Source organism: Geodermatophilus sp. SYSU D00705, from assembly GCF_054050135.1.
The window spans coordinates 167,860-191,758 of sequence record NZ_JBJGYT010000005.1; the positions used below are offsets into that span (position 1 = coordinate 167,860).

Annotated in this window: 24 protein-coding genes; 8 read left to right on the forward strand and 16 right to left on the reverse strand. The window is 74.4% G+C overall.

Going from position 1 to position 23,899, the window contains the following annotated elements:
* Positions 1-71: 71 nt before the first annotated feature.
* Positions 72-443, reverse strand: coding sequence for a hypothetical protein (locus ACI78Q_RS06310; protein ID WP_456922467.1), 372 nt, complete (start codon positions 441-443; stop codon positions 72-74).
* Positions 444-621: 178 nt separating this feature from the next.
* On the opposite strand from ACI78Q_RS06310, the gene ACI78Q_RS06315 reads away from it, so the two are divergent.
* The 5 genes from ACI78Q_RS06315 to ACI78Q_RS06335 all read left to right on the forward strand — a co-directional run bounded on the left by ACI78Q_RS06315 (position 622) and on the right by ACI78Q_RS06335 (position 6,169).
* Complete coding sequence (locus ACI78Q_RS06315; protein ID WP_456854016.1) at positions 622-786, forward strand: hypothetical protein; 165 nt, start codon at positions 622-624, stop codon at positions 784-786.
* Between the two features lie 61 nt (positions 787-847).
* Complete coding sequence (locus ACI78Q_RS06320; protein ID WP_456922468.1) at positions 848-2,152, forward strand: cytochrome P450; 1,305 nt, start codon at positions 848-850, stop codon at positions 2,150-2,152.
* Between the two features lie 404 nt (positions 2,153-2,556).
* Entirely contained in the window at positions 2,557-4,839 is a 2,283-nt protein-coding gene (locus ACI78Q_RS06325; protein ID WP_456922469.1) for a xanthine dehydrogenase family protein molybdopterin-binding subunit, read from the forward strand.
* On the forward strand, positions 4,839-5,342 hold the full coding sequence (locus ACI78Q_RS06330) for a (2Fe-2S)-binding protein (protein WP_456922470.1): 504 nt from the start codon (positions 4,839-4,841) through the stop codon (positions 5,340-5,342). The genes ACI78Q_RS06325 and ACI78Q_RS06330 overlap by 1 nt, the downstream gene beginning before the upstream one ends.
* Complete coding sequence (locus ACI78Q_RS06335; RefSeq protein ID WP_456922471.1) at positions 5,339-6,169, forward strand: FAD binding domain-containing protein; 831 nt, start codon at positions 5,339-5,341, stop codon at positions 6,167-6,169. The genes ACI78Q_RS06330 and ACI78Q_RS06335 overlap by 4 nt, the downstream gene beginning before the upstream one ends.
* A 112-nt stretch (positions 6,170-6,281) precedes the next feature.
* Here ACI78Q_RS06335 and ACI78Q_RS06340 read toward each other — a convergent pair whose 3' ends face one another.
* From ACI78Q_RS06340 to ACI78Q_RS06370, 7 genes are all read right to left on the reverse strand, one after another.
* A complete protein-coding gene (locus tag ACI78Q_RS06340) occupies positions 6,282-7,625 on the reverse strand; it encodes a sulfate adenylyltransferase subunit 1 (RefSeq protein ID WP_456922472.1) in 1,344 nt (447 codons plus the stop codon).
* Positions 7,625-8,533, reverse strand: a complete 909-nt coding sequence (gene cysD / locus ACI78Q_RS06345) for a sulfate adenylyltransferase subunit CysD (RefSeq protein WP_456922473.1) — start codon at positions 8,531-8,533, stop codon at positions 7,625-7,627. Before cysD ends, ACI78Q_RS06340 begins: the two co-directional genes overlap by 1 nt.
* A gap of 118 nt (positions 8,534-8,651) precedes the next feature.
* Positions 8,652-9,386: an inositol monophosphatase family protein gene (locus tag ACI78Q_RS06350; RefSeq protein WP_456922474.1), complete on the reverse strand. Its 735-nt coding sequence runs from the start codon at positions 9,384-9,386 to the stop codon at positions 8,652-8,654.
* Positions 9,383-10,096 (reverse strand): PaaI family thioesterase, encoded by a 714-nt coding sequence (locus tag ACI78Q_RS06355; RefSeq protein ID WP_456922475.1) that lies wholly within the window; start codon positions 10,094-10,096, stop codon positions 9,383-9,385. The genes ACI78Q_RS06350 and ACI78Q_RS06355 overlap by 4 nt, the downstream gene beginning before the upstream one ends.
* Before the next feature lie 29 nt (positions 10,097-10,125).
* Positions 10,126-11,727, reverse strand: coding sequence for a sensor histidine kinase (locus ACI78Q_RS06360; RefSeq protein WP_456922476.1), 1,602 nt, complete (start codon positions 11,725-11,727; stop codon positions 10,126-10,128).
* A 79-nt stretch (positions 11,728-11,806) separates the two neighbouring features.
* The gene (locus tag ACI78Q_RS06365; protein WP_456922477.1) at positions 11,807-12,529 is read right to left on the reverse strand and encodes a response regulator transcription factor; all 723 of its coding nucleotides are present in this window, start codon (positions 12,527-12,529) and stop codon (positions 11,807-11,809) included.
* A gap of 98 nt (positions 12,530-12,627) precedes the next feature.
* On the reverse strand, positions 12,628-13,404 hold the full coding sequence (locus tag ACI78Q_RS06370; protein ID WP_456922478.1) for a siderophore-interacting protein: 777 nt from the start codon (positions 13,402-13,404) through the stop codon (positions 12,628-12,630).
* A gap of 280 nt (positions 13,405-13,684) precedes the next feature.
* On the opposite strand from ACI78Q_RS06370, the gene ACI78Q_RS06375 reads away from it, so the two are divergent.
* Together ACI78Q_RS06375 and ACI78Q_RS06380 are read left to right on the forward strand one after the other, a co-directional pair.
* Positions 13,685-13,894 (forward strand): DUF2945 domain-containing protein, encoded by a 210-nt coding sequence (locus ACI78Q_RS06375; protein WP_456922479.1) that lies wholly within the window; start codon positions 13,685-13,687, stop codon positions 13,892-13,894.
* A gap of 25 nt (positions 13,895-13,919) precedes the next feature.
* Positions 13,920-14,351 (forward strand): DUF2795 domain-containing protein, encoded by a 432-nt coding sequence (locus ACI78Q_RS06380; RefSeq protein WP_456922480.1) that lies wholly within the window; start codon positions 13,920-13,922, stop codon positions 14,349-14,351.
* A gap of 10 nt (positions 14,352-14,361) precedes the next feature.
* Here ACI78Q_RS06380 and ACI78Q_RS06385 read toward each other — a convergent pair whose 3' ends face one another.
* The gene (locus ACI78Q_RS06385) at positions 14,362-15,357 is read right to left on the reverse strand and encodes a hypothetical protein (RefSeq protein WP_456922481.1); all 996 of its coding nucleotides are present in this window, start codon (positions 15,355-15,357) and stop codon (positions 14,362-14,364) included.
* A gap of 279 nt (positions 15,358-15,636) precedes the next feature.
* Between ACI78Q_RS06385 and ACI78Q_RS06390 the strand changes: the two genes are divergently transcribed.
* Positions 15,637-17,667 carry an LCP family protein gene (locus ACI78Q_RS06390; protein ID WP_456922482.1) on the forward strand — a complete coding sequence of 677 codons (2,031 nt, stop codon included), beginning with the start codon at positions 15,637-15,639 and terminating at the stop codon, positions 17,665-17,667.
* A gap of 10 nt (positions 17,668-17,677) precedes the next feature.
* On the opposite strand, the gene ACI78Q_RS06395 is transcribed toward ACI78Q_RS06390, so the two are convergent.
* The 7 genes from ACI78Q_RS06395 to mshD all read right to left on the reverse strand — a co-directional run bounded on the left by ACI78Q_RS06395 (position 17,678) and on the right by mshD (position 23,892).
* Entirely contained in the window at positions 17,678-18,088 is a 411-nt protein-coding gene (locus ACI78Q_RS06395) for a VOC family protein (RefSeq protein ID WP_456922483.1), read from the reverse strand.
* 5 nt (positions 18,089-18,093) lie between these two features.
* Entirely contained in the window at positions 18,094-18,543 is a 450-nt protein-coding gene (locus ACI78Q_RS06400; protein WP_456922484.1) for a helix-turn-helix transcriptional regulator, read from the reverse strand.
* Between the two features lie 138 nt (positions 18,544-18,681).
* Positions 18,682-19,461 carry a phosphate ABC transporter ATP-binding protein PstB gene (gene pstB / locus ACI78Q_RS06405; RefSeq protein ID WP_456922485.1) on the reverse strand — a complete coding sequence of 260 codons (780 nt, stop codon included), beginning with the start codon at positions 19,459-19,461 and terminating at the stop codon, positions 18,682-18,684.
* Positions 19,462-19,486: 25 nt separating this feature from the next.
* Entirely contained in the window at positions 19,487-20,566 is a 1,080-nt protein-coding gene (gene pstA / locus ACI78Q_RS06410) for a phosphate ABC transporter permease PstA (RefSeq protein WP_456922486.1), read from the reverse strand.
* Positions 20,566-21,516, reverse strand: a complete 951-nt coding sequence (gene pstC, locus ACI78Q_RS06415) for a phosphate ABC transporter permease subunit PstC (protein WP_456922487.1) — start codon at positions 21,514-21,516, stop codon at positions 20,566-20,568. Before pstC ends, pstA begins: the two co-directional genes overlap by 1 nt.
* A gap of 111 nt (positions 21,517-21,627) precedes the next feature.
* Positions 21,628-22,740, reverse strand: coding sequence for a phosphate ABC transporter substrate-binding protein PstS (gene pstS, locus ACI78Q_RS06420; protein ID WP_456922488.1), 1,113 nt, complete (start codon positions 22,738-22,740; stop codon positions 21,628-21,630).
* Between the two features lie 210 nt (positions 22,741-22,950).
* Positions 22,951-23,892: a mycothiol synthase gene (mshD, locus tag ACI78Q_RS06425; protein ID WP_456922513.1), complete on the reverse strand. Its 942-nt coding sequence runs from the start codon at positions 23,890-23,892 to the stop codon at positions 22,951-22,953.
* Positions 23,893-23,899 lie beyond the last annotated feature (7 nt).

The following is a 23,899-nucleotide window of genomic DNA, read 5'->3' on the forward strand; positions in this document are numbered from 1 at the left end:
GCACCAACCCCGTGATCGACGGGCGGAGGACTAGTCCTGCCCGCCGGTCGCCCCTTCGGCGTCCCGCGGCGTCAGGTCTGGGCGGCGGCGCGGTCGCGCAGCAGGGCGGAGATGCGCTGCCGGGTGACGCCGAAGAGGGCGGCGATCCGGTTGATGCTGACCTGCTCGGACTGCAGCGCGTGCGCCTGCTCCCGCCGCCAGGCGCCGCCGGCGGTGGCCAGGGACGCCATCACGCTGCTGAGCTGCTCCACCACGAGGGGCCGCCGCTCGGTGGTGACGATGTCCAGCCACGCCCGGCCGGAGCGTCGTTCCTCGAGCAGTCGACCGGCCCGCTCACGGGCGTCGGTCAGCTCGGTGAGGCAGGTGTCCAGCACGGTGAGCAGGTCGGCCAGCGCGTCGGCGGCGACGTCGGGTGTCTCCGCGGTCTCCTGCTCGACGTCCACGACGCCTCCCCCCACCGCCGCAACGGCGATGAATCGACAACAACCGGATTGCACACTACGGGACCGGAACGCGGGTTGCACGCAAGTCCCGTGACGCCGACGCCGACGGCGGGCAGGGTTTGTCCTCGGTGCCTGGCGGGGAGCCCCCAGGGCACCGACCGAGCCAGGAGGAGATGCGATGAGCGAGCCGACCGGCCGCACCGAGAGCGCCGGCGAGGGCCTGTCCGACGAGGAGATGGTCCGCACCGTCGCCGAGCAGACCGACAGCGCCTCCGAGCACGCCGACGTGGCGGGCAAGGACTGGGACGGCGACCCGTCCTCGGCGCCGGACCCCAACAGCTGAGCGGACGGCGGGGGTGAGCTCCCCCGCCGGGCCCCGGGTGCGGCGGGCGCGTCCGTCCGCCGTGCCCGGACCGGCCCGGACGGTCGCCCGCTGGGCCGTGCGGCACGGGATGCCCGCGGCCTACCTGACCCGTGCCGTCCGCCGGGGTGACCTCCTGGCCCGGCTGCTGCGCGACCCCGCGCTGCGGGCCGAGCCGTACGCGCTCTACGAGCAGCTGCGCGCCCGCGGCCCGTGGGTGCCCAGCGCGCTCGGGCCGGTGACCACCTCGCACGCCGCGGCGTCGGTGCTGCTCCGCTCGGACCGCTTCGGCGTCGGGTTCGACTGGGCGGCCACGCCCCGCACGGTGCGCTGGGCCCTCGCCTTCGGCGACGACCCGGCCGCCACCGGCGTCGCCGAGCCCCCCTCGATGCTGGTGGTCGACCCGCCCGACCACACCCGCTACCGCCGGCTGGTGAGCCGCTCGTTCACCCCGCGCGCGACGGCGGACGCCGAGCCCCTGGTGCGGCGGATCGCCGACGACCTGCTCGACCGCCTGGAGGGCCCGGCCGCCCGCGGCGAGACCGTCGACCTGGTCGCCGCCTACGCCGCCCCGCTGCCCGTGCTGGTCATCTGCGACCTGCTCGGGGTGCCCCCCGACCGGCAGGCGGACTTCCTGCACTGGGGCGCGGGCGCGGCGGCCACCCTCGACCCCGGCCTGCCGTTCCGCCGCTTCGTCGCCGCCGACCGGTCCCTGCGGGACCTGCACGCGTTCCTGGCCGGGCACTTCGCGCGGCTGCGTCGCGAGCCGGGCGACGACCTCGTCAGCCGGCTCGTCGCGGCCGCGGACGAGGGCGCGCTCACCGACCGCGAGCTGCACGCCACCGTGATGCTGCTGCTCGGCGCCGGCTTCGAGACGACGGTCAACCTGCTGGGCAACGCCGTCGTCCTCCTCGACGCCCACCGGGAGCAGTGGGACGCCCTGCGCGCCGACCCGTCGTGCTGGCCGGACGCGGTGGAGGAGGTGCTCCGCCACGACAGCCCCGTGCAGATCACCGGCCGGATGGTCCGCGAGGACACCACGGTCGCCGGTACGGACCTGCGGGCGGGCACCCGGGTCGTCGTCCTGCTGGGGGCGGCCAACCGCGACCCGGAGGTGTTCACCGACCCCGGCCGGTTCGACGTGACCCGGCCCGACGCCCGCGAGCACCTCGCCTTCTCCGCCGGCATCCACTACTGCGTCGGCGCGGGCCTGGCGCGGCTGGAGGATGCCGTCGCGCTGCAGGCCCTCACCGAGCGCTTCCCCCGCCTCCGGGTGGCCGGTCGCCCCGTCCGCCGGGACCTGCAGACCCTGCGCGGCTTCGAGCACCTGCCGGTGACGCTGCGCTGACCTCGGGCGGCCGCTCCTCCACCCCGGTGGCTGGACCCGGCCCGTGGCGCTGCTGCTCGTCGTGCTCGCGCCGATGACCTGGGCCGGCTGGGGTGCGGCCCGGGACGTCGCCCTCCGGCCGTCGCCGAGCCCGGCCCGGTCTCCGCCCTCGGGTCGCCCAGCACGGCGCGACGCCGACCACGGCGGGCCGCTGGTCGAGGGCCACGGCGACGACCGCGGCCACGAGGAGCAGCGTGGCTCCGCGGGACCGCGCCGTCCTCCCGGCGTCCATCCTGGTCAGCTCACCACAGCGGGGACGCCGCGCGGAGCGGCGCCGGTCATTCCGCAGGACGGGAGGGGGTTGGCGCGACGGGGTCCGGGCGGCGATAGTGACCGCGGTCTCTCGCCCGACGGAAAGTGAGCGCATGAGCATCCTCGGTACCCGCGTGGTCCGCACGGAGGACCCGCTGTTCCTCACGCGTGGTGCGACCTACACCGACGACCTGGTCGACGACCGGCTCACCGGTGCGCTGCACGCAACCTTCGTCCGCTCGCAGGTCGCCCACGGCCGCGTGCTCTCGGTCGACGCCTCTGCCGCCCGCGAGGCGCCCGGGGTCGTCGCCGTGTACACGGCCGAGGACTGCGCGGACCTCGCCCCGCTGCCCGCCGGCCTGCCGATGGTCCCGCCCGCCATGCAGCGGCCGTGGCTGGCCACCGACAAGGTCCGGTTCGTGGGCGACATCATCGCCGTCGTCCTCACCGAGGACCGCTACCAGGGCGAGGACGCCGCGGAGCTCGTCTCCGTCGACATCGACCCGCTGCCGGCCGTCGTCTCCACCGCCGACGCCGCCAAGGACGAGGTGCTGCTGTTCGAGGAGGCCGGCACCAACGTGGCGGCCGTCTTCGGCGGCCCGCCCCCGGAGGACTTCTTCTCCGGCTGCGAGGTGGTCGTCCGGCAGGCGGTCAAGAACCAGCGCGTGGCGCCCGTCCCGCTGGAGACCCGCGCCGCCGCCGCGGCCTGGGGCGAGGAAGGCCGGGTCACCATCTGGTGCACCAACCAGGGCGCCCAGCAGGCCAAGGGCGAGATCGCCGGCTGGCTCGGCGAGGACCCGGCGAACGTCCATCTGATCACCCCCGACGTCGGCGGTGGGTTCGGCGCGAAGATCGGCGCCGACCCCGAGTACGCGTTCGTCGCCTGGCTGGCGCGCAGGGCCGGCCGGCCGGTCCGCTGGACCGAGAACCGCTCCGAGAACCTGCTCGGCATGCTGCACGGCCGCGGCCAGGACCAGGTGGTCACCATCGGCGGCCGCCGCGACGGCACCGTCGAGGCCTACGCCATCCACGTCGACCAGGAGGCCGGCGCCTACCCGCGGGTCGGCATCATCCTGCCGACCCTCACGATGCTGATGGCCGCGGCCACCTACGCCTTCCCCAAGGTGCACGCCTCCGCGCGGGCGCTGGTCAACAACGCCACCTCGATCGGCGCCTACCGCGGGGCCGGCCGCCCCGAGGCCACCGCCGCGGTCGAGCGGGCGATCGACATGTTCGCCGCGGAGATCGGGATGGACCCGGCCGAGGTGCGCCGGAAGAACCTCGTCCCCTCCTTCCACGAGCCGCACACGACCCCCTCGGGGGCCACCTACGACTCCGGCGAGTACGTCGAGGCGCTGGACAAGGCGCTCCAGGCGGCCGGCTACCAGGAGCTGCGCGCCGAGCAGGCCCGCCGCCGCGAGTCCGGCGACGTGAAGCAGCTGGGCATCGGCCTGTCCACCTACGTGGAGATCACCGGCGCCGACACCGGCCTCGGCGCGGCGGAGTCCGCCGAGCTCGAGGTCCACGCCGACGGGACGGCGACCGTGCTCACCGGCACCTCGCCGCACGGTCAGGGCCACGCCACAGCCTGGGCGATGCTGGCCAGCGACCAGCTCGGCATCCCGGTCGAGAAGATCACCGTCCTGCACGGCGACACCGACCGGATCCCGCGCGGCGGCGGCACCATGGGCTCCCGCAGCCTCCAGCAGGGCGGCGCCGCGGTGCACCAGGCGGCCACCGAGCTGATCGAGCTGGCCCGGCAGCGGGCCGCCGAGCAGCTGGAGGCCGACCCGGGCGACCTCGAGGTGGACCTCACCTCGGCCGGGCTGAGCGTCCGCGGCACCCCGGGCTCCGGGCTCACCTTCGCCCAGCTCGCGGAGAAGGAGCCGCTGGTCGTGCAGACCCGGTTCGAGGCCGCGGCCCCGACGTTCCCCTTCGGGGCGCACGTCGCGGTCGTGGAGGTCGACACCGAGTCCGGCAAGGCCGAGCTGCAGCGGCTGGTGGCCGTCGACGACGCCGGGATCATCGTGAACCCGCTCCTCGCCGAGGGGCAGCGCCACGGCGGCTTCGCCCAGGGTGTGGCGCAGGCGCTGCTGGAGGAGGTCCTCTACGACGCCGACGGCAACCCGCAGACCTCGACCCTGGCCGACTACCCGTTCGTCTCGGCCACCGAGCTGCCGAGCTTCGAGCTGGTCGACATGGCCACGCCCACGCCGATGAACCCCCTCGGCGCGAAGGGCATCGGCGAGGCGGGCACCATCGGCTCCACCCCCGCCGTCCACAACGCCGTCATCGACGCCGTCGCGCACCTCGGCGTCCGGCACATCGACATGCCCACCACCCCCATGAAGGTGTGGCGGGCCATCCAGCAGGCTCAGCAGGAGGGCACGAACTGATGAAGGTCTCCCTGACCGTCAACGGTCAGCAGCGCACCGACGAGGTGGAGCCCCGCCTGCTGCTGGCGCACTACCTGCGGGAGGTGTGCGGGCTCAAGGCCACGAACATCGGCTGCGACACCACCTCGTGCGGCGCGTGCACCGTCGTCGTCGACGGCCTGACCGTGAAGTCGTGCACCGTGCTCGCCGCCCAGGCCGACGGCTCGCAGGTGACGACGCTGGAGGGCCTGGCCGGTCCCGACGGCGAGCTGCACCCGATGCAGAAGGCGTTCCGCGAGGAGCACGGGCTGCAGTGCGGGTTCTGCACCCCCGGCATGGTCATGGCCGCCATCGGCGTCCTGGCCGACAACCCCGACCCCAGCGACCGCGAGGTCCGGGAGGGGCTGGAGGGCAACCTCTGCCGCTGCACCGGCTACCACAACATCGTCCGGGCGGTGCAGTCCGCCGCCAAGGCCGGCCCGGCGGCCGGTCAGGTGCCGCAGTCGCAGGAGGTCGCCCGATGATCCCCGGCTCCTTCGAGTACGTCCGCCCCGGCTCGGTGGACGAGGCGATCGCCGCCCTCGTCGAGCACGGGGACGACGCGAAGGTCATGGCCGGCGGGCACTCGCTGCTGCCGATCATGAAGCTGCGGCTGGCCATGCCCGAGGTGGTCGTCGACATCAGCCGGATCCCCGGCCTGTCCTACGTCCGCGTCGACGGTGACGAGGTCGCCATCGGCGCGGGCACGCGGCACCACGAGCTGGAGAAGGACGACCTCGCCCGGGCCGAGGTGCCGATCCTGCCCTACACCGCCAGCCAGGTCGGCGACCCGCAGGTCCGGCACCGGGGCACCATCGGCGGCACCGTGGCGCACAGCGACCCCGCCTCGGACCTGCCGACGGCGCTGCTCGCGCTCGGGGGCACCGCCGTCGTCCAGGGCCCGAACGGCCGGCGGAGCATCCCGCTGACCGAGTTCTGGCTGGGCTTCTTCGAGACCGCGCTGTCGCCCGACGAGCTGATCGTCGAGATCCGGGTGCCGCGCACCGGCTCGGCCGGCTGGGCCTACGAGAAGTTCACCCGGCGGGCCAACGACTGGCCGATCGTCGCCGCAGCGGCGGTCGACGGCCGGGTGGCGCTGGCGAACATGGCCGGCACGGTCGTGCGGGCCACGGCGACCGAGGAGGCGCTGGCCCGCGGCGCGTCGATCGCCGAGGCCGCGGCGCTCGCCGACGAGGGCACCAGCCCGGGCGCCGACATGCACGCCGACCAGGAGTACCGCCGCCACCTCGCGCGGCTGCTCACCCGTCGGGCGCTGGAGAAGGCGGCCGGGGGAGCGTCGGCAGCCGCCTGAGGCGGAGTGCGCCCCGGCCCGGTTCCCGCACCGGGAACCGGGCCGGGGCGCGCACACGCACGAGGCCCGGTCCCCTGGTGGGGAACCGGGCCTCGGTGCGTCCTGCGGTGGTTCAGCCGGCGGGGGTGAGCATCCCGGCGCCCACGGTGGCGTTGGTCGCCTCGTCGACCAGGATGAACCGGCCGGTCGCCCGGTTGCGGGTGTAGTCGTCGACGAACAGCGGCTGGGTGGCCCGCATCCGCACCCGGCCGATGTCGTTGAGGCCCAGCTCGGTCGCCTCGAGGTCGCGGTGCAGCGTGTTCACGTCCAGCCGGTAGGCGAGGTCCTTGACCATCGCCCGCACGGTGCGGGTCGTGTGCTTGACCGCGATCCGCTGGCGCGGGCGCAGCGGCTCGTCGGCCATCCAGCAGACCAGCGCGTCGAGGTCCTGGGTGGCGGTCGGCGCGTTCTCCGGTCGGCAGAGCAGGTCGCCGCGGGAGACGTCGAGGTCGTCGGCGAGCCGCACGGTGACCGACATCGGCGGGAACGCCTCGTCCACCGGGCCGCGGGGGCCGTCGATGCCGGCGATCGTCGTCGTCAGGCCGCTGGGCAGCACCTGCACCTCGTCGCCCGGGCGCAGGACGCCGCTGGCCACCGTGCCGGCGTAACCCCGGTAGTCGTGGAAGGCGTCGGACTGCGGGCGGATCACGTACTGCACCGGGAACCGGGCGTCGGTGAGGTTGCGGTCGCTGGCCACGTGCACGTGCTCGAGGTGGTGGATGAGCGTCGGCCCCTCGTACCACGGGGTGTCGGGGGAGTGCTTGACCACGTTGTCGCCGTGCAGCGCGGAGATCGGGATGACCGTCAGGTCGGGCACGCTCAGCTTGGCCGCGAACGCGCTGAACTCGTCGGCGATGCCGTCGAAGACCTCCTCCGACCAGTCGACGAGGTCCATCTTGTTGACCGCGACCACCAGGTGCGGCACCCGCAGCAGCGAGGCGAGGAACGCGTGCCGGCGGCTCTGCTCGACCATGCCCTTGCGGGCGTCGACCAGCACGATCGCGAGGTCGGCGGTGGAGGCGCCGGTGACCATGTTGCGCGTGTACTGCACGTGCCCGGGGGTGTCGGCCAGGATGAACGTGCGGCGCGGGGTGGCGAAGTAGCGGTAGGCGACGTCGATCGTGATGCCCTGCTCGCGCTCGGCCCGCAGGCCGTCGGTGAGCAGCGCCAGGTCGACGAAGTCGCCCTTGCTGGCGCGGGCGACCGCCTCGTACTGGTCCTCGAAGATCGCCTTGCTGTCGAACAGCAGGCGGCCGATGAGCGTGCTCTTGCCGTCGTCCACCGACCCGGCGGTGGCGATGCGCAGGATGTCCTTGCGCGCGGTGGCCAACTCGACGGCGTGCTCGGCGACCGCGGAGTGCAGGTCGACGGCGCCGTCGGCGTCGAGCGGGACGGTGCTGCTGGTGTCCGAGGCCATCAGAAGTAGCCCTCCTTCTTCCGGTCCTCCATGGCGGCGTCGCTGACCTTGTCGTCGCCGCGGGTCGCGCCCCGCTCGGTCATCCGGGTCACCGCGATCTCGGCGATGACCTCCTCGACCGTGGTCGCCTCCGACCGGACGGCGGCGGTGAGGTTCGCGTCGCCCACGGTGCGGTAGCGGACCGTCGCGGTGAACGCCTGCTCGTCGTCCCGGGGGCGGATGAACTCGTTGACGGCGTAGAGCATCCCCTGCCGCTCGACGACCTCGCGCTCCTGGGCCAGGTACAGCGGCGGGATCGCGATGTCCTCGCGGGCGATGTACTGCCAGATGTCGAGCTCGGTCCAGTTCGACAGCGGGAACACCCGGATCGACTCGCCCAGGTGGATGCGGCCGTTGTAGAGGTCCCACAGCTCGGGGCGCTGGTTCTTCGGGTCCCACTGGCCGAACTCGTCGCGGAAGGAGAACACCCGCTCCTTGGCCCGCGCCTTGTCCTCGTCGCGGCGGGCCCCGCCGAACAGCGCGGTGAAACCGTGCTCCTCGACCGCGTCGAGCAGCACCGGGGTCTGGATGCGGTTGCGGGAGCCGTTGGGCTCCTCCTTCACCAGGCCCTTGGCGATCGCGTCGGGCACCGAGGCCACGATCAGCTGGACGCCGAGCTCGGCGACCCGCTTGTCGCGGAACTCCAGGACGTCGGGGAAGTTCAGCCCGGTGTCCACGTGCATGACGGGGAACGGGATGCGGGCCGGTGCGAACGCCTTGCGCGCCAGCTCCAGCATCACGATCGAGTCCTTGCCGCCCGAGAAGAGCAGCACGGGACGTTCCAGCTCGGCGGCCACCTCACGGATCACGTGGATGGACTCGGCCTCCAGCGTCTCCAGCTGGGAGAGCCGGTAGTCGGGTGTGCTCACGTGCCAGTGCTCCGGGGGTCAGGGGACGGGGCTCGAACCAGCACCAACCGCACCGGTCCGGGGGAGATTCCCGTCCAGTCTCCGCCATGCCCGCGCCGCTGCGGCAGTGACCCCGGACTCACCCCGCCGTGGCGACGGCGTCCAGCAGCCGGCCGGCCACCTCCGGACGGCAGACCACCAGGTCCGGCAGCGACGGGTCGGCCCCGTTGTAGCGCAGCGGCGACCCGTCGATCCGGACGGCGGTCAGCCCGGCGGCGAGCGCGACGGCGACCGGGGCGGCGGAGTCCCACTGGTACATCCCACCGGCGTGCACGTAGGCGTCGACCTCCCCGCGGACGACGGCGGTGACCTTGTAGCCGGCCGAGCCCATGGGCACGAGCTCCGCGTCGAGCGCGGCCGCGGCGGCGCCGGCGGCAGCGGGCGGTCGGGTGCGGCTCACCGCGATGCGCAGCCGCCCCCCACCGGACGCCGGGACGACGGCCGGTGGGTCGGTCACGAGCACCTCCCCGAGCGCGGGCAGGGCCACCGCGGCAGCGGTCAGGTCGCCACCGGCCCACAGCGCCACGTGCACCGCCCAGTCCGGCCGGTCCTCGCCGTACTCGCGGGTGCCGTCGAGCGGGTCGACGATCCACACCCGGTCCGCGGTCAGCCGGGCCGGGTCGTCGACCGCCTCCTCGCTGAACACGGCGTCGTCCGGACGGCGGGCGGCCAGCAGACCGCTGATCGCCGCCTGTGCCGCAGCGTCGCCGGCGTCCCCGAGCGCGCGGCCGGTCCGCTGCCCGTCGGCGCGCAGCTGCAGCAGCGCGGCGGCGGCGGCGCCGGCGGCCTCCGCGGCGACCTCGACGTCGGTCACGACCGGTCCGCCAGGGCCGTCGCGTCGGTGGGCCGGCCGGGTGGGGCGTGCCGGCCCGAGGCGTCGGTGATGGCCCCGAAGTAGGCCGCGTGCCGCTCCTCCCGCGGCATGACGAACACCCCGTGCGCCGCCACGAGGACGTGGTCGGGGGTCTCGGCCGTCGCGATGGTGCCGTTGACGACGCACTTGCGGCCGGCCGCCTCGGTGACGCGGGCGCGCAGCAGCAGCGGCGTGGACAGCGGCACGGGGCCCCGGTAGTCCACCTCCAGGCGGACCGTCATGCCCCACAGGCCCGCGGCGATCGCGGCCGAGCCGAGCAGCTGGTCCATGAGCAGGCTGCTCACCCCGCCGTGCACGTACCCGGGTGGGCCCTCGTACGCCATGCCGAGGGTCGCCTCCGCGACGACGCCGTCCTCGGTCGGCCGGATCGACAGCGGCGAGGCGATCGCGCTGCCGACGCCGCTCACCGGGTTGTAGACGCGGCGGAACACCAGCGGGTCGTCCAGCGCCGGCAGCTGCGTCGGGGGGCGCCGGGCCGCGGTCAGCCGGGCGGTGGCCGCCCGGGCCTCGGCCGCGGCGGCGCGCAGCTCGGCGGCGGGGACGGTGGTGCGCACCGAGGCGTCGACCAGCTCCCGCAGGGCACTGCCGAGCTCGCCCACCGCGGCCATCAGGTCCGGGTCGTACGGGCGCGCGCCGTCGTCGGAGTCCACGGTCGGACCGTAACCGCCGTGCTCGCGGTTCAGGCCCCCGCCCCGTCGTCCGCGGCCGGGCCGCCGGCGACGTCGTCCGCCGCCGGGGCGCCGGCCCCGTTGGCGACGGCCGGCCCCGAGCGGGGCAGCCGGACGGTGAACACCGCCCCGCGGCCCGGCGCGGTGTCCAGGTGCACCGTCCCGCCGTGCGCGGTGACCAGGGCGGAGACGATCGCCAGGCCCAGCCCGGTGCCGCCCTGGGCGCGGTTGCGCGACGGGTCAGCGCGGTAGAAGCGCTCGAAGACGCGGTCGGCGTCCTCCGGGGCCATCCCCGGACCCTCGTCGGCGACCCGCAGGACGACGACCCCGCCGTCCTCCGCGTCGCCGGGGACGTTCCCGACGGCCGGCTCGTCGGAGATGCCGACGGTGACCGGGGTCGTGGCCGGCGTGTGCACCAGGGCGTTGGTCACCAGGTTGCCCACGACCTGGCGCAGCCGCGCCTCGTCGCCCAGGACCACCGGGAGCTCGCTGAGCGACTCGTCCAGGTGCAGGGTGATCGGCCGGTCCGGCTGGACGGCCCGGGCGTCGTGGACGGCGTCACCGGCCAGCTCGCCCAGGTCGACGGGGGTGATCGTCAGCGGGCGCTGCTGGTCCAGCCGCGCCAGCTGCAGCAGGTCCTCGACGAGGACCCCCATGCGGGCGCCCTCGGACTCGATCCGCTGCATGAGCCGGCCGGTCTCCTCCGGGTCGCGGACCGCGCCCTGCCGGTAGAGCTCGGCGAAGCCGCGGATGGAGGTCAGCGGGGTGCGCAGCTCGTGACTGGCGTCGGCGACGAAGCGGCGCATCCGGCTCTCGGAGGCGCGGGCCTGCTCCTCGGAGGACTGCTGGGCGCGGAAGGCGCTCTCGATGCGGCCGAGCATGCCGTTGAGGGCGGTGGTCAGCCGGCCGACCTCGGTGCGCTGGTCGCCCTCGGGCACCCGCTGGGACAGGTCGCCGGCGGCGATCGCCCGTGCCGTGCGCTCCACCTCGGTCAGCGGCCGCAGGCTGTTGCGGACGACGAGGTACCCGGCGGCCCCGAGCAGCACCAGCACGATGAGCCCGACGACGACCTCGATCCGGACCAGCCGGGCGATGGCGGCCTTGTCGCCCTCCAGGTCGGTGCCGATCACGAGGGTGTAGCCGCCGGGCAGGTCGCCGGTCAGCACCCGCCAGTCGGTCCGGCCGTCGGCGGAGGAGGCGGTGAACGGCCGGCTGGCCGGCCCGTACTCGTCGAGGTCGCCGTCCAGCACGGGGGCGTCGGCGAGGTCGGGCGGGCCCTGCAGGTCGACGACCTCGTCGGAGTCCGGGGCCTGGCAGCCGTAGTAGGCCGAGCCCGGCATCGCGCCGTACTGGCCGCCGAGACAGGCCTCGAAGATCTGCCGGCTGCGCTCGCCCTGGTGCACCGCGGCGCGCAGGGCACTGTCCTGCTGGTCGATCAGGTACCCGCGCAGCAGGGAGGTGGCGGCGAAGCCGGTGGCCGCCAGGCCGACCGCCACCAGGGCGACCAGGAGGGCGACCAGCGTGATCCGCAGCGGGACGCGCGGGCCGCTGCCTCCCCGGACCGGGGGCGGACCGCTCGGGTCCCGCGGGGGAGCCGGGGAGGGGCCGTTCACGTCGTCACTGGTTCGCTGCCGCGGGGCGTTCCGCTCCTCGCTCGCTGGCGCTCGCTGCGATGCTCGCGCCCCTGTCCGCTCACGAACCGCGGGGGAGCCGCAGCGTGTACCCGACGCCGCGGATGGTGTGCAGCAGGCGCGGCTCGGTGGTGTCGACCTTGCGCCGCAGATAGGAGATGTAGGACTCGACGACGTTCGCCTCGCCGTTGAAGTCGTAGTTCCACACGTGGTCCAGGATCTGCGCCTTCGACAGCACCCGCCCCGCGTTGGCCATCAGGTAGCGCAGCAACTTGAACTCCGTCGGCGAGAGGCTGACCAGCTGGCCGGCCTTGACCACCTCGTGCGACTCCTCGTCGAGCTCGATGTCGGCGAAGGAGAGCCGCGGCGACTCGGCAGGGCGCTGCGGACCGTTGCTGCGCCGCAGCACCGCCCGGATGCGGGCCAGCACCTCGTCGAGGCTGAACGGCTTGGTGACGTAGTCGTCGCCACCGAGGGTGAGGCCGGAGACCTTGTCCTCCGCCGCGTCGCGGGCGGTGAGGAACAGGACCGGCGTGTGCCGCCCGCTCTCCCGCAGCCGGCGGACGACGCCGAAGCCGTCCAGCCCCGGCATCATCACGTCGAGGACGAGCAGGTCGGGGCGGAAGTTCGCCGCCATCGCCAGGGCCTGCTGACCGTCGGCGGCCGTGGCCACCTCAAACCCGGCGTAGCGCAGGCTGGCTGAGAGCAGTTCCCGGATGTTGGGCTCGTCGTCCACCACGAGGAGGCGCGCCTCCGGTGCCGAGCTCCTGCCGGTGCCGCTCACAGCACCTCCCGTCGAACGTGCAGCCGTCGTCATGGTCCCAGCGTGCGGCCGCGCGCTGGAGCACTCCTGGGCACCGGCTGTGAGAAGTCTGTACGACGTCAGCCGGTGGGCGACATGGCGCGGCCGCGCCGCCAGTAGCCGATGGCGTGGTGCTGGGCCCGCCCCAGGCCCCAGCGGCCGCGCAGGTCGGCGCGGATGGTGCGGACGGCGGCCGACTCGGCGGCCACCCACGCGAAGACGTCGTCGCCGTCGGGCCGGTCGAGCCCCGCGACCGCGTCGGCGAGCAGCGGGCTCTCGCCCGGCAGGGTGCCGTCGCGGTGCAGCCAGCGAACCGTGACGCCGTCCGGCGCGGGCAGCGGCTGCTGCTCGGCGGCGTCGGCCACCTCCAACAGCGCCACCCCGCGCGTGTCCGGTGCGGCCGCGGCCAGGATCCGGGTGATCGCCGGCAGGGCGGTCTCGTCGCCGGCCAGCAGCAGCCAGCCGGCGGCCCGCTCGCCCAGCGGCCCGCCCCCGGCGACGGCGATCGGCGTGCCCGGGACCGCCGCGGCGGCCCACGCGGCGGCGGGGCCGTCCCCGTGCAGGACGAAGTCGATCTCCACCTCGCCGCGGTCGGGGTCCTGCCGGCGGGCGGTGTAGCTGCGCAGGTGCACCCCGTGCGCCCCCTGCGGCCACACGATCCGGCCGTCGCGGGCCACCGCCGGCCAACGCGGCGCCGGGTCGCCGACCCGGGGCACCAGCAGCGAGATCGTCGGGCCGGCGGCCGCCACCGCGGCCGGGGTGCCCGACAGCAGCACCCGGCGCATCGAGGGGGTGACGTCGGTGACCGAGACCACGGTGAGGACGTCGACCGGGCGGGTGGCGTCAGGAGCGGTCACGGACACCGAGCCTAGAACGGGCCGACCCGGCCGACCCCGGGGGAATGGAGTCGACCGGGCCGGCGATCGAGGACGGGACCACGTGACCGTGGGTAGCCGCGGCGTCGCCGTCCACCAGGGGCGACGTCGAAGCGCTTCCCGTCTGTGGCCACGCTACGTGACTTGAGACCGTTGGGTAGTGCCCGCACGGGTGATGCGGCGTTCCGATCGGGTGATGTGTGTCGGCACCGCCCCGGGGGCAGGGGCAGGGGGACAGCGTCGGAGGGCCTGGAGGCCGCACATGGCAGACGAGTTCAGCACGGGCGACCACGTCACGTGGAGCAGCCACGGCAGCCGGACCGAGGGCACCGTCACGCGAAAGATCACCGAGGAGACGGAGGCCTCCGGCCGGAAGGTCAAGGCGAGTCCGGAGGAACCGCAGTACGAGGTGGAGAGCGACAAGAGCGGGAAGACGGCGGTGCACAAGCCCGGCGCCCTGCACGAGAAGTGACGAACGGACCAGGAGGGACGCGATCGTGAGCGAGACCGGAGACCAGTTCGCCGGCGTGTCGGCGCGCAGTACCAAGCACAACCCGCGGCTCGACGAGGAACTCGAGCACGAGGTCCAGGGCATGTTGAAGGCCGAGCGCGCGACCCGCGCCGAGGAGTGGCGCGAGGCCGAGCCGGTCGCGGAGGGGGACCCCGACCTGACGGCCGACCCGACCGGCACGCTCGTGGGCGGCACCCCCGTCGGCATGGACGCCGACGCCGTCGTCCGCCGGGCCGAGCTGGCCCGCTGGCTCGACCGCGCCGACTTCCCCAGCGAGGGCCCCGCCCTCGTCGAGGCCGCACTGGACCACCGCGCCCCCGACGCCGTCGTCGACGAGCTGCGCCGGCTGCCCGAGGGGGAGACCTACGAGCGCATCGGGGACGTCGTCCGCGCGCTCGGCTACCCGACCGAGACCTGAGCCGCGGCGGTCAGGAGCCGGCGCGGTCCGGCTCCTGACCGCCGTCCACGGCGGCGCGCTCCTCGTCCTCGGCGATCTCCTCCGCGCCCCGCCGCCGGAACAACCGCGAGCCGGGGAAGCCCTTCACCACGTGCCGCAGGTCCTGCATGGTGTCGAGCAGGTCGTGCACGTCCTCGGCGACGTTGCCCATCGAGGCCACGACCGGCAGCACGTCCTCGTCCAGGTGCGTCATCAACTGCGGCAGCCGGTCGATGAAGGTGACCACCGCCTCGACCTCGTCCGGGTCGACGCTCGCGGCCAGCCGGCGCACCGCCGGCGCCAGCGCCAGCAGGGGGCCCTCGAAGACGTCGACCAGCGGGTCCACCCGGCCCAACAGGCTCTCCGCCGAGCCGACCGCACCCTCGGCCCGCGCGATCGTCCCGCCGACGGCCGCGATCGCGTCATCGGCCTTCTGCTGGGTCTGTCCGACGGCGCTGATGGCCTCGTCGGCCTTGCGCTGGGTCTCCCCGACGGCGCTGATGGCGTCGTCGGCCTTGCGCTGGGTCTCCCCGACGGCGCTGATGGCGTCGTCGGCCTTGCGCTGGGTCTCCCCGACGGCGCTGATGGCGTCGTCGGCCTTGCGCTGGGTCTCCCCGACGGCGCTGATGGCCTCGTCGGCCTTGCGCTGGGTCTCCCCGACGGCGCTGATGGCCTCGTCGGCCTTCTGCTGGGTTCGTCCGACGGCGCTGATCGCGTCGTCGGCCTTCTGCTGGGTCCGGCCCGCCGCGTCGATGGCCTCGTCGGCCTTGCGCTGCGTCTGTCCCACGGCGCCGAGCAGGGCCTCGCCGCGGCCGGCGGCGCCCTCGACGCGACCCACCACGGCGTCGACACGGTCCAGCAGCGACTCCACCCGACCGACCACCGCTGCCACCCGGGGGACCAGCGCCAGTGCCTCGGAGACGCCGTCGCGCAGCCCCTCCACCGCGGAGATCACGTCCGACGGCCCCGGTACGAACGGCAGCTTCACCTCGGCGACGCTACGGCTGCGCCAGGAGTCACGCTCGGTGACTCCGCGCGTCGGCAGGGTGCGAGCCGTTCCGCCCGTATCGTGGGGTGCGGTCGCGACCGCGCGGTGCGCAGTCACCCGCGCCCACGCGAGAGCAGGCGGCGCGGGTCACGGCGCCATGGGTACGACGATGGGAAGTCGACGCCGGTGGGGGACAAGCGGACGCGCGACGACGCGGGCGACGGCCGCGCGCCCGGCCGGTTCCGGGGCCGCCGCAAGCCGTCGTCCCCGGAGCCGGGCGTGCCCGCCCGCGAGCCCATCACCGTCGAGCAGCTGATCGCCCGTCAGGGCGGCGAGGTCGGCCGCCGCCGGGCCGCCCGCACCGGCGAGATCCCACTGCCCCTCGGCGAGCAGGCGCCGGCCCACCGGCGCGGCCTGCCACCGGTGCCCGGCGACGACGCCCGTGCCGAGCCGCGGGAGCGCCGCGCCGACGACACCCCGGCCCGGCCCCGCGAGCGCGCCGCCGACGAGACGCCCCGCCGCGGCTTCCCGCCCGTCCCCGCCGCCTCCGCGGCCGGGACGACCCCGCCGGAGCCGCGCCCCACCTCGCCGCCGGTGCCTCCCGCTCCCTCCGAGGAGCCGCCCGCGGCCCGGTCCGCGCGCAGCGGGCTCCCCCCGGTACCGCCGCTGCCGGGGCGTCCCTCCACCCCGCTGTTCCCCCCGCTGGCCGACCAGCCCGGCCACCGCCCGTCGCGGCCGATCGCGCCGCTGCCCCCGATCCCGGGACGCGACGTCCCCCTCTCCGGTGCGACCCGCCTCGGCCCGCCCGGGCCCCGCGCCCGGCGCGCGGCGCGACGCGCGGCCCGCACCCCCGGACGCCGGCGGCTGATCCGTGCCGCCCTGGGCCTGCTGGTCGTGGTCGGCGTCGTCGTCGCCTACCACCTGGGGCTGTACTTCTACGTCGACCAGAGCATCCAGCGGGTCCAGGCACTGGCCCCTCAGGGTCCGGAGGTGCTGGCCCCCCGGCTGCAGGATGGCGCGGCCACCTACCTCGTGGTCGGCACCGGCCTGCCCGGCGCGGAAGGCCCCGCGGCGGTCGCCACGCTGCTCGTCCACGTCTCGCCGGACGAGGAGCGCGCGGCTCTGGTCAGCGTCCCGCCGACCGCGCTGGTCGACACCCCGGCCTGCGTGGGAGCCGACGGCGAGCTGCGGGAGCCCGCGACGGAGGCCTTCGCCGCCTCGCTGCTCGACGGCGGGCCGGCCTGCATGGTCCGGGCCGTGCAGCAGGTCTCCGGGCTGCGGGTCGACCACTACCTCGGCGTCGACCTCACCCGCCTGCCCGACATGGTCGACGCCCTCGGCGGCGTCGCCATGTGCCTGCCCCAGCCGACCGAGGCGGTGGCCGCCTCCGCGCAGCCGCTCCCGGCCGGCGGCAGCCAGGTGACCGGCGAGCAGGCGTCGGCCTTCCTCACCCCGGGGGACGCCGGTTCCGACGTCACGGGCGCGGCGGTGGCCGAGCGCGCCCAGCTGCTGCTCACCGCAACCCTGCGGACGGCGATGTCGTGGGGCGCCCTCGGCAACCCCGTGACCCTCACCCAGTTCCTGATGCGCTCCTCCGGCGCGCTCACCGTCGACGAGGACACCAACCTCGGCGACCTGCGCACGCTGGCCGGCACGCTGGGCGACCTCACCGGGGACGCCGTCCAGCGGACCGGCCTGCCGGTGTCGCAGGTCGGGTACGTGCCGGCCGGCACCGAGCAGGCCTACGTGCTGCTGGACTCGGGTGCCTCCCGGTCCCTGTTCGACGCGGTCATCGACGAGGGCGGCCTGCCGCCGGAGTTGACCGCCCAGGCCGCGGCGGACGACGCCGCCGCGGCCCCGCCCACGGCGGAGGCCCAGGCCGAGCAGCGCGCTCCCGCGCCGGCCGAGCAGGCGCTGACCGTCCCTCCCGGCGGGATCACCGTCGACGTCCTCAACGGAACCGGCACCAGCGGTCTGGCCGCCACCGTCGCCGACCTGCTGCGCGGGCAGGGCTTCGGCGTGGGCGCGGTCGGCAACGAGCCGGGGACGGTCAACGAGTCCGTCGTCCGCTACGGGCCGGGCGCCGAGCAGCGGGCCCGCACGGTCGCCGCCGCCGTCCCCGGCTCGGTGCTGCAGGCCAGCGACACGATCGGCGACGCAGTCCAGCTGGTGATCGGCCCGGGGTACTCGACCGTCGTCCCCGTTCCGGCGCCCCCGGCGGAGGCCGCCGCCGCGGCGCCGGCCCCGGAGGCCGCGCCCGCGCCGCCGACCGAGCCCGCCTCGAGCACGGCCCCCGTCAGCTGCAGCTGAGCCGGACGGCTCAGACCAGCTCCTGGATGCGGACCGTGTTCCCCGCGGGGTCGCGGAAGGCGCAGTCGCGGACGCCGTAGGGCTGCTCGGTGGGCTCCTGCATGACCTCGGCCCCGCTGGCCCGCACGCGCTCGAAGACGCCGTCGAGGTCCTTGGTGGCCAGCACGATGGAGGCGTAGGTGCCCTTGGCCATCATCTCGGCGATGGTGCGGCGCTCGTCGTCGGTGATGCCGGGGTCGGCGGCAGGCGGGTGCAGGACGACGGAGGTGTCGGGCTGGTCGGCCGGGCCCATCGTGAGCCAGCGCATCCCGCCGTACCCGACGTCCATGCGGAGCTCGAAGCCGAGGGTGTCGCGGTAGAACGCCAGCGAGGCGTCCGGGTCGTCGTGGGGGAGGAAGGTGTGGTGGATGGTGATGTCCATGGCGATCACGCTAGGGACGGCGCGCTGACCGGCGCTTCTCGATTCCTGACCGGTCTGGTCACCTGCTTGGCCACGCACGACGGGATCCCGGCCGTCGTGTGCGCCGCGAGCCGCCGGTAGGTGCTGGGCGGCATCCCGACCAACTCGCTGAACCGGGTGCTGAAGGTGCCCAGCGACGAGCAGCCGACCGTGAAGCAGACCTCGGTGACGCTCAGGTCGCCCCGCCGCAGCAGCGCCATCGCCCGCTCGATCCGCCGCGTCATGAGATAGCCGTACGGCGACTCCCCGTACGCGAGCCGGAACTGGCGGCTGAGGTGCCCGGCCGACACGTGCACGCCGCGGGCCAGCGCCTCGACGTCCAGCGGCTGTGCGTACTCCCGGTCGATCCGGTCCTTGACGCGGCGCAGCAGGGCGAGGTCGCGCAGGTGCTGCGCCTCCACGGGTCTACTGGTCACGGCCGAGATGGTGCCAACACCGCGGCACGGCCGTCGACCTGTTCGCCGGGATCGGCGGCGCTCCCGGCTGGACGCGCAGCAGGGGGCCGCCGCGGTGCGGCGACCCCCTGCTGCGCTGAGCGCGTCCGCGGCCTCAGGTCACCCGAAGCGGCCGGAGATGTAGTCCTCGGTGGCCTTCTGGTCGGGGTTGCTGAAGATCTTCTCGGTCGGGTTGAACTCGATCAGGCGCCCCGGCTGGCCGACGCCGTTGAGGTTGAAGAACCCGGTGAAGGAGCTCACCCGCGCGGCCTGCTGCATGTTGTGCGTGACGATGACGATGGTGAAGCGCTCCTTGAGCTCCGTCATCAGGTCCTCGATCGCCAGCGTGGAGATCGGGTCGAGGGCCGAACAGGGCTCGTCCATGAGCAGGACGTCGGGCTCGACGGCGATCGCGCGGGCGATGCACAGCCGCTGCTGCTGACCGCCGGACAGACCCGACCCGGGCCGGTCGAGGCGGTCCTTGACCTCGTTCCACAGGTTGGCGCCCCGCAGGGACTTCTCCACCAGGTCGTCGGCCTCGGACTTCTTCATCCGCTTGTTGTTCAGCCGGTTGCCGGCGATGACGTTCTCGTAGATCGACATGGTCGGGAACGGGTTCGGCCGCTGGAAGACCATCCCGATCTGCCGGCGCACGTTCACCGGGTCGACGTCGGCGCCGTAGAGGTCCTGGCCGTCCATGACGACCTTGCCCTCCACCCGCGCGCCCGGGATCACCTCGTGCATCCGGTTGAGCGACCGCAGGAAGGTGGACTTGCCGCACCCCGACGGACCGATCAGCGCGGTGATGTTCCGCGGTTCGATGGAGACGTTGACGTCCTGCACGGCGAGGAAGTTGCCGTAGTAGATGTCCAGGTCCGAGACCTCGATGCGCTTGGCCACGTACGTGTCCTCCTGACGGGATCGGTCAGCGACCGGTCTTGGGGGCGACGAAGCGGGTGATCAGGCGGGCGACGACGTTGAGCGCCATGACCAGGATGATGAGGAGGAGAGCCGCCGTCCAGGCGCGGTCGAGGAACGCCTGCGTGTCCGTACCCGGCTGGGTCAGCTGGAAGTACGCGAACACCGGCAGGGTCGCCATGCGCCCGTCGAACGGGTTGAGGTTGGTGCCGGTGATGAGACCGACGGTCACCAGCAGCGGCGCGGTCTCGCCGACGACGCGGGCCACGGCCAGCGTGACGCCGGTGCCGAGGCCGGCGATCGCAGTCGGCAGGACGACCTTCACGACCGTGCGCCACTTCGGGACGCCCAGGGCGTAGCTGGCCTCCCGCAGCTCGTTGGGGACGAGCTTGAGCACCTCCTCCGACGACCGGACGACGACCGGGATCATCAGCACCGACAGGGCGACGGCGCCCATGACACCGAGCCGCACGTCGTTGCCGAAGACCAGCGTGAACAGCGCGAAGGCGAACAGGCCGGCGACGATCGACGGGATGCCGGTCATGACGTCGACGAAGAAGGTGATGGCCTTCTTGAGGCGGCCGGAGCCGTACTCGACCAGGTAGATGGCCGTCATGAGGCCGATCGGCACCGAGATGATCGTGGCGAGCACCGTGATGATCAACGTGCCGAGGATGGCGTGGTACGCGCCGCCGCCCTCGCCGACCACCCGGAACATCGAGTTGCTGAAGAACGTGCCGTCGAGGCGGTCGAGGCCCTTGTCGAGGACCGTCCAGACCAGCGAGACCAGCGGGACCATCGCGACGCCGAAGGCGGTGGTCACCAGCGCCGTCATCAGCCGGTCGGTGGCCTTGCGGCGGCCCTCGACCGCCCGCGACACGACGTAGACCGCCAGCGTGCCCAGGATGACGCCGTAGATGACGGTGGAGGTGACGGCGAAGCCGGTCGCGGCCGAGAGCGCGGCGCCCAGGCCGATGCCCACCAGGTACAGCCCCAGCGGCGCGGGGCGGGGCAGGCGGCGCTCGACGCGGACCGGCCCGCGCGACGGCGCGGAGACCTCGGGCGCGGACTGCGTGTCGGTGCTCATCAGTTGGCTCCGGAGAAGTCGGCGCGACGGTTGACGATCCAGCGGGCGATCATGTTGACCGCCAGCGTGATCACGAACAGCACCAGCCCGCTGGCGATGAGGGTGTTGACGCCCAGGCCCGTGGCCTCCGGGAACCGCAGCGCGATGTTCGACGCGATCGTCGAGGGGTTGGAGTTGCTGATCAGGTTGGCCGTGGCCCCCGCGCCGCCCGACAGGACGATCGCGACCGCCATCGTCTCGCCCAGCGCGCGGCCCAGCCCGAGCATCGCGCCGCCGATGACCCCGGACTTGCCGTAGGGCAGGACGGCCATCCGGATCATCTCCCAGCGCGTCGCGCCCAGGGCCAGCGCCGCCTCGCGGTGCAGCGCCGGCGCCTGGCTGAAGACCTCGCGCGAGATGGCCGAGATGATCGGCAGGATCATCACCGCGAGCACGAAGCCGACGGTGAGCATCGTGCGGCCGCTGGTGGAGGCCGGCCCGGCGAAGAGCGGGATGAAGCCCAGGGTGTCGGCCAGCCACTCGTGGAACGGCACGAGGGTGGGCGCCAGGACGGCCAGACCCCAGAAGCCGTAGACGACGCTGGGGATGGCCGCCAGCAGGTCGATGACGTAACCCATGCCCGACGCGATCCGCCGCGGGGCGTAGTAGGTGGTGTAGAGGGCGATCGCGACGGCGAGGGGCGTGGCGATCACCAGCGCGAGGACCGCGCCCAGCAGCGTGCCGACGACGAGCGGCCAGACGTAGCTGCCCAGCCCCTCCCCACCGGGGATGTCCTCCGCCGGGGCGGTCAGGGCGGGGACGGCCTCGCTGATGAGGAACGCCGCCACCCCCGCGAGGACGACGAGGATGAAGATGCCGGAGCCCTTGGCGCTGCCGGCGAACAGACGGTCGCCCGGCCGGCGGACGGTCCGCTGCGACGTCGGTTCGGATGGTGCCTTCGTGGCGGTCACCGCTGCTCCGTGGGATCGATCAGGTGGGGATCTCGGGGGCCCGTGTCCGGGCGGCACGGTGGCCCGGGGCGTCAACCGACGTCCCGGGCCACCGCTGGTGCTCGGCTGGGGTCAGCCGGCGGTGATGGCGTCGACGGCGCCCTGGGCCTGCTGGCGGAGCGTGTCCGAGATCGGGGCGTTGCCGGCGTTGTCGGCGGCGGCCTGCTGCCCGTCCTCGCTGATCACGTACTCCATGAAGGCGCGGACGTTGTTCGCCGTCTCCTCGTCGTCGTACTGGATGCAGCCGACGTGGTAGCTGACCAGGACGACCGGGTACTCGCCCGAGCCCTCGGTCTGCCGGTTCACCTCGATGGCGAAGTCGTGGTCGCCGCGGCCCTCGAGGGCTGGGGAGTTCTCGACGACGGCGGCAGCGGACTCCGGCGTCGGGGCGACGAACTCGTCCCCGACCGCGACGCTGACCACGCCGAGGTCGCCGGCGCGGCTGGCATCGGCGTAGGTGATGGCGCCGGCCGTGCTCTCGACGACGCCGACGACACCCGAGGTGCCGTTGGCGGCCTCGCCGCCCTGCAGCGGCCAGACGCCGTCGGGCTCGGAGGTCCACACGTCACCGGCGGCCTGGAACAGGTAGTCGGTGAAGTTCTCCGTGGTGCCCGAGTCGTCACCGCGGTGCACCGGCGTGATGGCGGTGTCCGGCAGCGTGGCGTCGGGGTTCTCCGCCGCGATCGCCGGGTCGTTCCAGGTGGTGATCGAGCCGTTGAAGATGTTGGCGATGGTCGCGGGCGACAGGTTCAGCGAGTCGACGCCCTCGAGGTTGAAGATGACCGCGATCGGCGAGATGTAGTTCGGCAGCTCGAAGATCTCGCCACCGGCGCAGCGCTCCTGCGCGGAGGCCAGCTCCTCCTCGTCCAGCGCGGCGTCGGAGCCCGCGAAGTCGGTGGTGCCGGCGATGAACTGCTCGCGGCCGGCGCCGGAGCCCGCCGGGTCGTAGCTGAAGTCCACGTCGGGGTACTCGCCCTGGAAGCCGGCCTGCCAGGCCTCCATGGCGGCCTGCTGGCTGCTGGCGCCGGCGCCGACGAGGGCGCCGCTCAGCTCCTGGGTGGCCTCGCCGCCGCCCCCGCTGCCGGAAGCGTCCCCCTCGTTGGCCGCGCCACACGCGGCCAGGGCCAGCGTGGCGACGAGCGCCGTGGACAGGGTGAGGGCGCGCGTGCTGCTGCGCAGCTTCAAGTCAGTGCCTTTCGAGCGGGTGCCCGGACCTCGATGCCAGGCAGGGTGGACCAACGAGGCCCGAAGGTAGGCAGCCGAAGTGGACGCATCCGGGTCGCTCGGTGAACGACCGGTGAACGCACGCGGAGCGTTTCCCGACGGGGTGAGAACCAGGTCACGTCGAGCAGGTGAACGCGCGCGCGGCCCGCTTGCGGACGGGATCGTCCGGTACTAGTGGGTCCGCCGCCAGGAGACGTCGACGGCGTGCCGGGCGAAGCCGCTGCGCTCGTAGAGCGTCACCGCGGCGGTGTTGTCCTCCTCGACGTAGAGGAGCACCTCGCCCAGGCCGCGGCCCCGCAGGTGGGCCAGGCCGACGTCGGTGAGCGCGCGGCCCAGACCGAGGCCCTGGGCGTCGGGGTCGACGCCGAGCACGTAGACCTCGCCGACGGCCTCGGGACCCTCGTCACCGGGCGGGTGCACCTTCGTCCAGTGCGAGCCGAGCAGCGTGCCGCCGTCGTCCGGGTCGCCGCGCCAGGCCAGGAAGAAGCCCTCGGGGTCGAACCACGGCTCGGCCTCGCGCAGCCGCAGGTCCTCCGGCGTCCAGCTGCCCTGCTCGGGGTGGCCGGCGAAGGCGCGCGCGTTGACCCGCAGCCAGGCGTCCTCGTCCCGGCCCGGCCGGAACGGCTGCACCCGGACGTCGCCGGGCAGGGCCGGTCGCGGGTCGGGGTCGACGCCGGCGAGGTCCCGCCGCATCTTCAGCAGCACCCGGGCGCGGGTGTAGCCGCGGCCGGCGGCCAGCTCCGCGGAGCCGGGGAGGTCGCCGTGCGCCCACACCCGCAGAGGGCGGTCGCCGGCCAGCTCCTCCAGCCGGGTCAGCAGCCGGCGGCCGACCCCGTGGCGGCGGACGTCGGGGGCGACGACCAGCTCCGCCTCGGCGTCACCGGTGCCGTCCCCGCCCTCGAAGCGCGCGTAACCGGCCAGCTCGCCGTCCGCCGTCGCGACCAGCACGTCGCGGCCACCGGCGGGGCCGCCGTGCTGGAGCCGCAGCTCGGCCTCCTCCGACAGCGGGCGGACGCCGTCGGCCGCCGTCGCGGCGCGCAGCAGCGCGAGCACCGCGGGGACGTCGGCCGCGTCGAGGCGGCCGACGTCCCGGACGCGGAGGGCAGCGGACAGGGCGGCC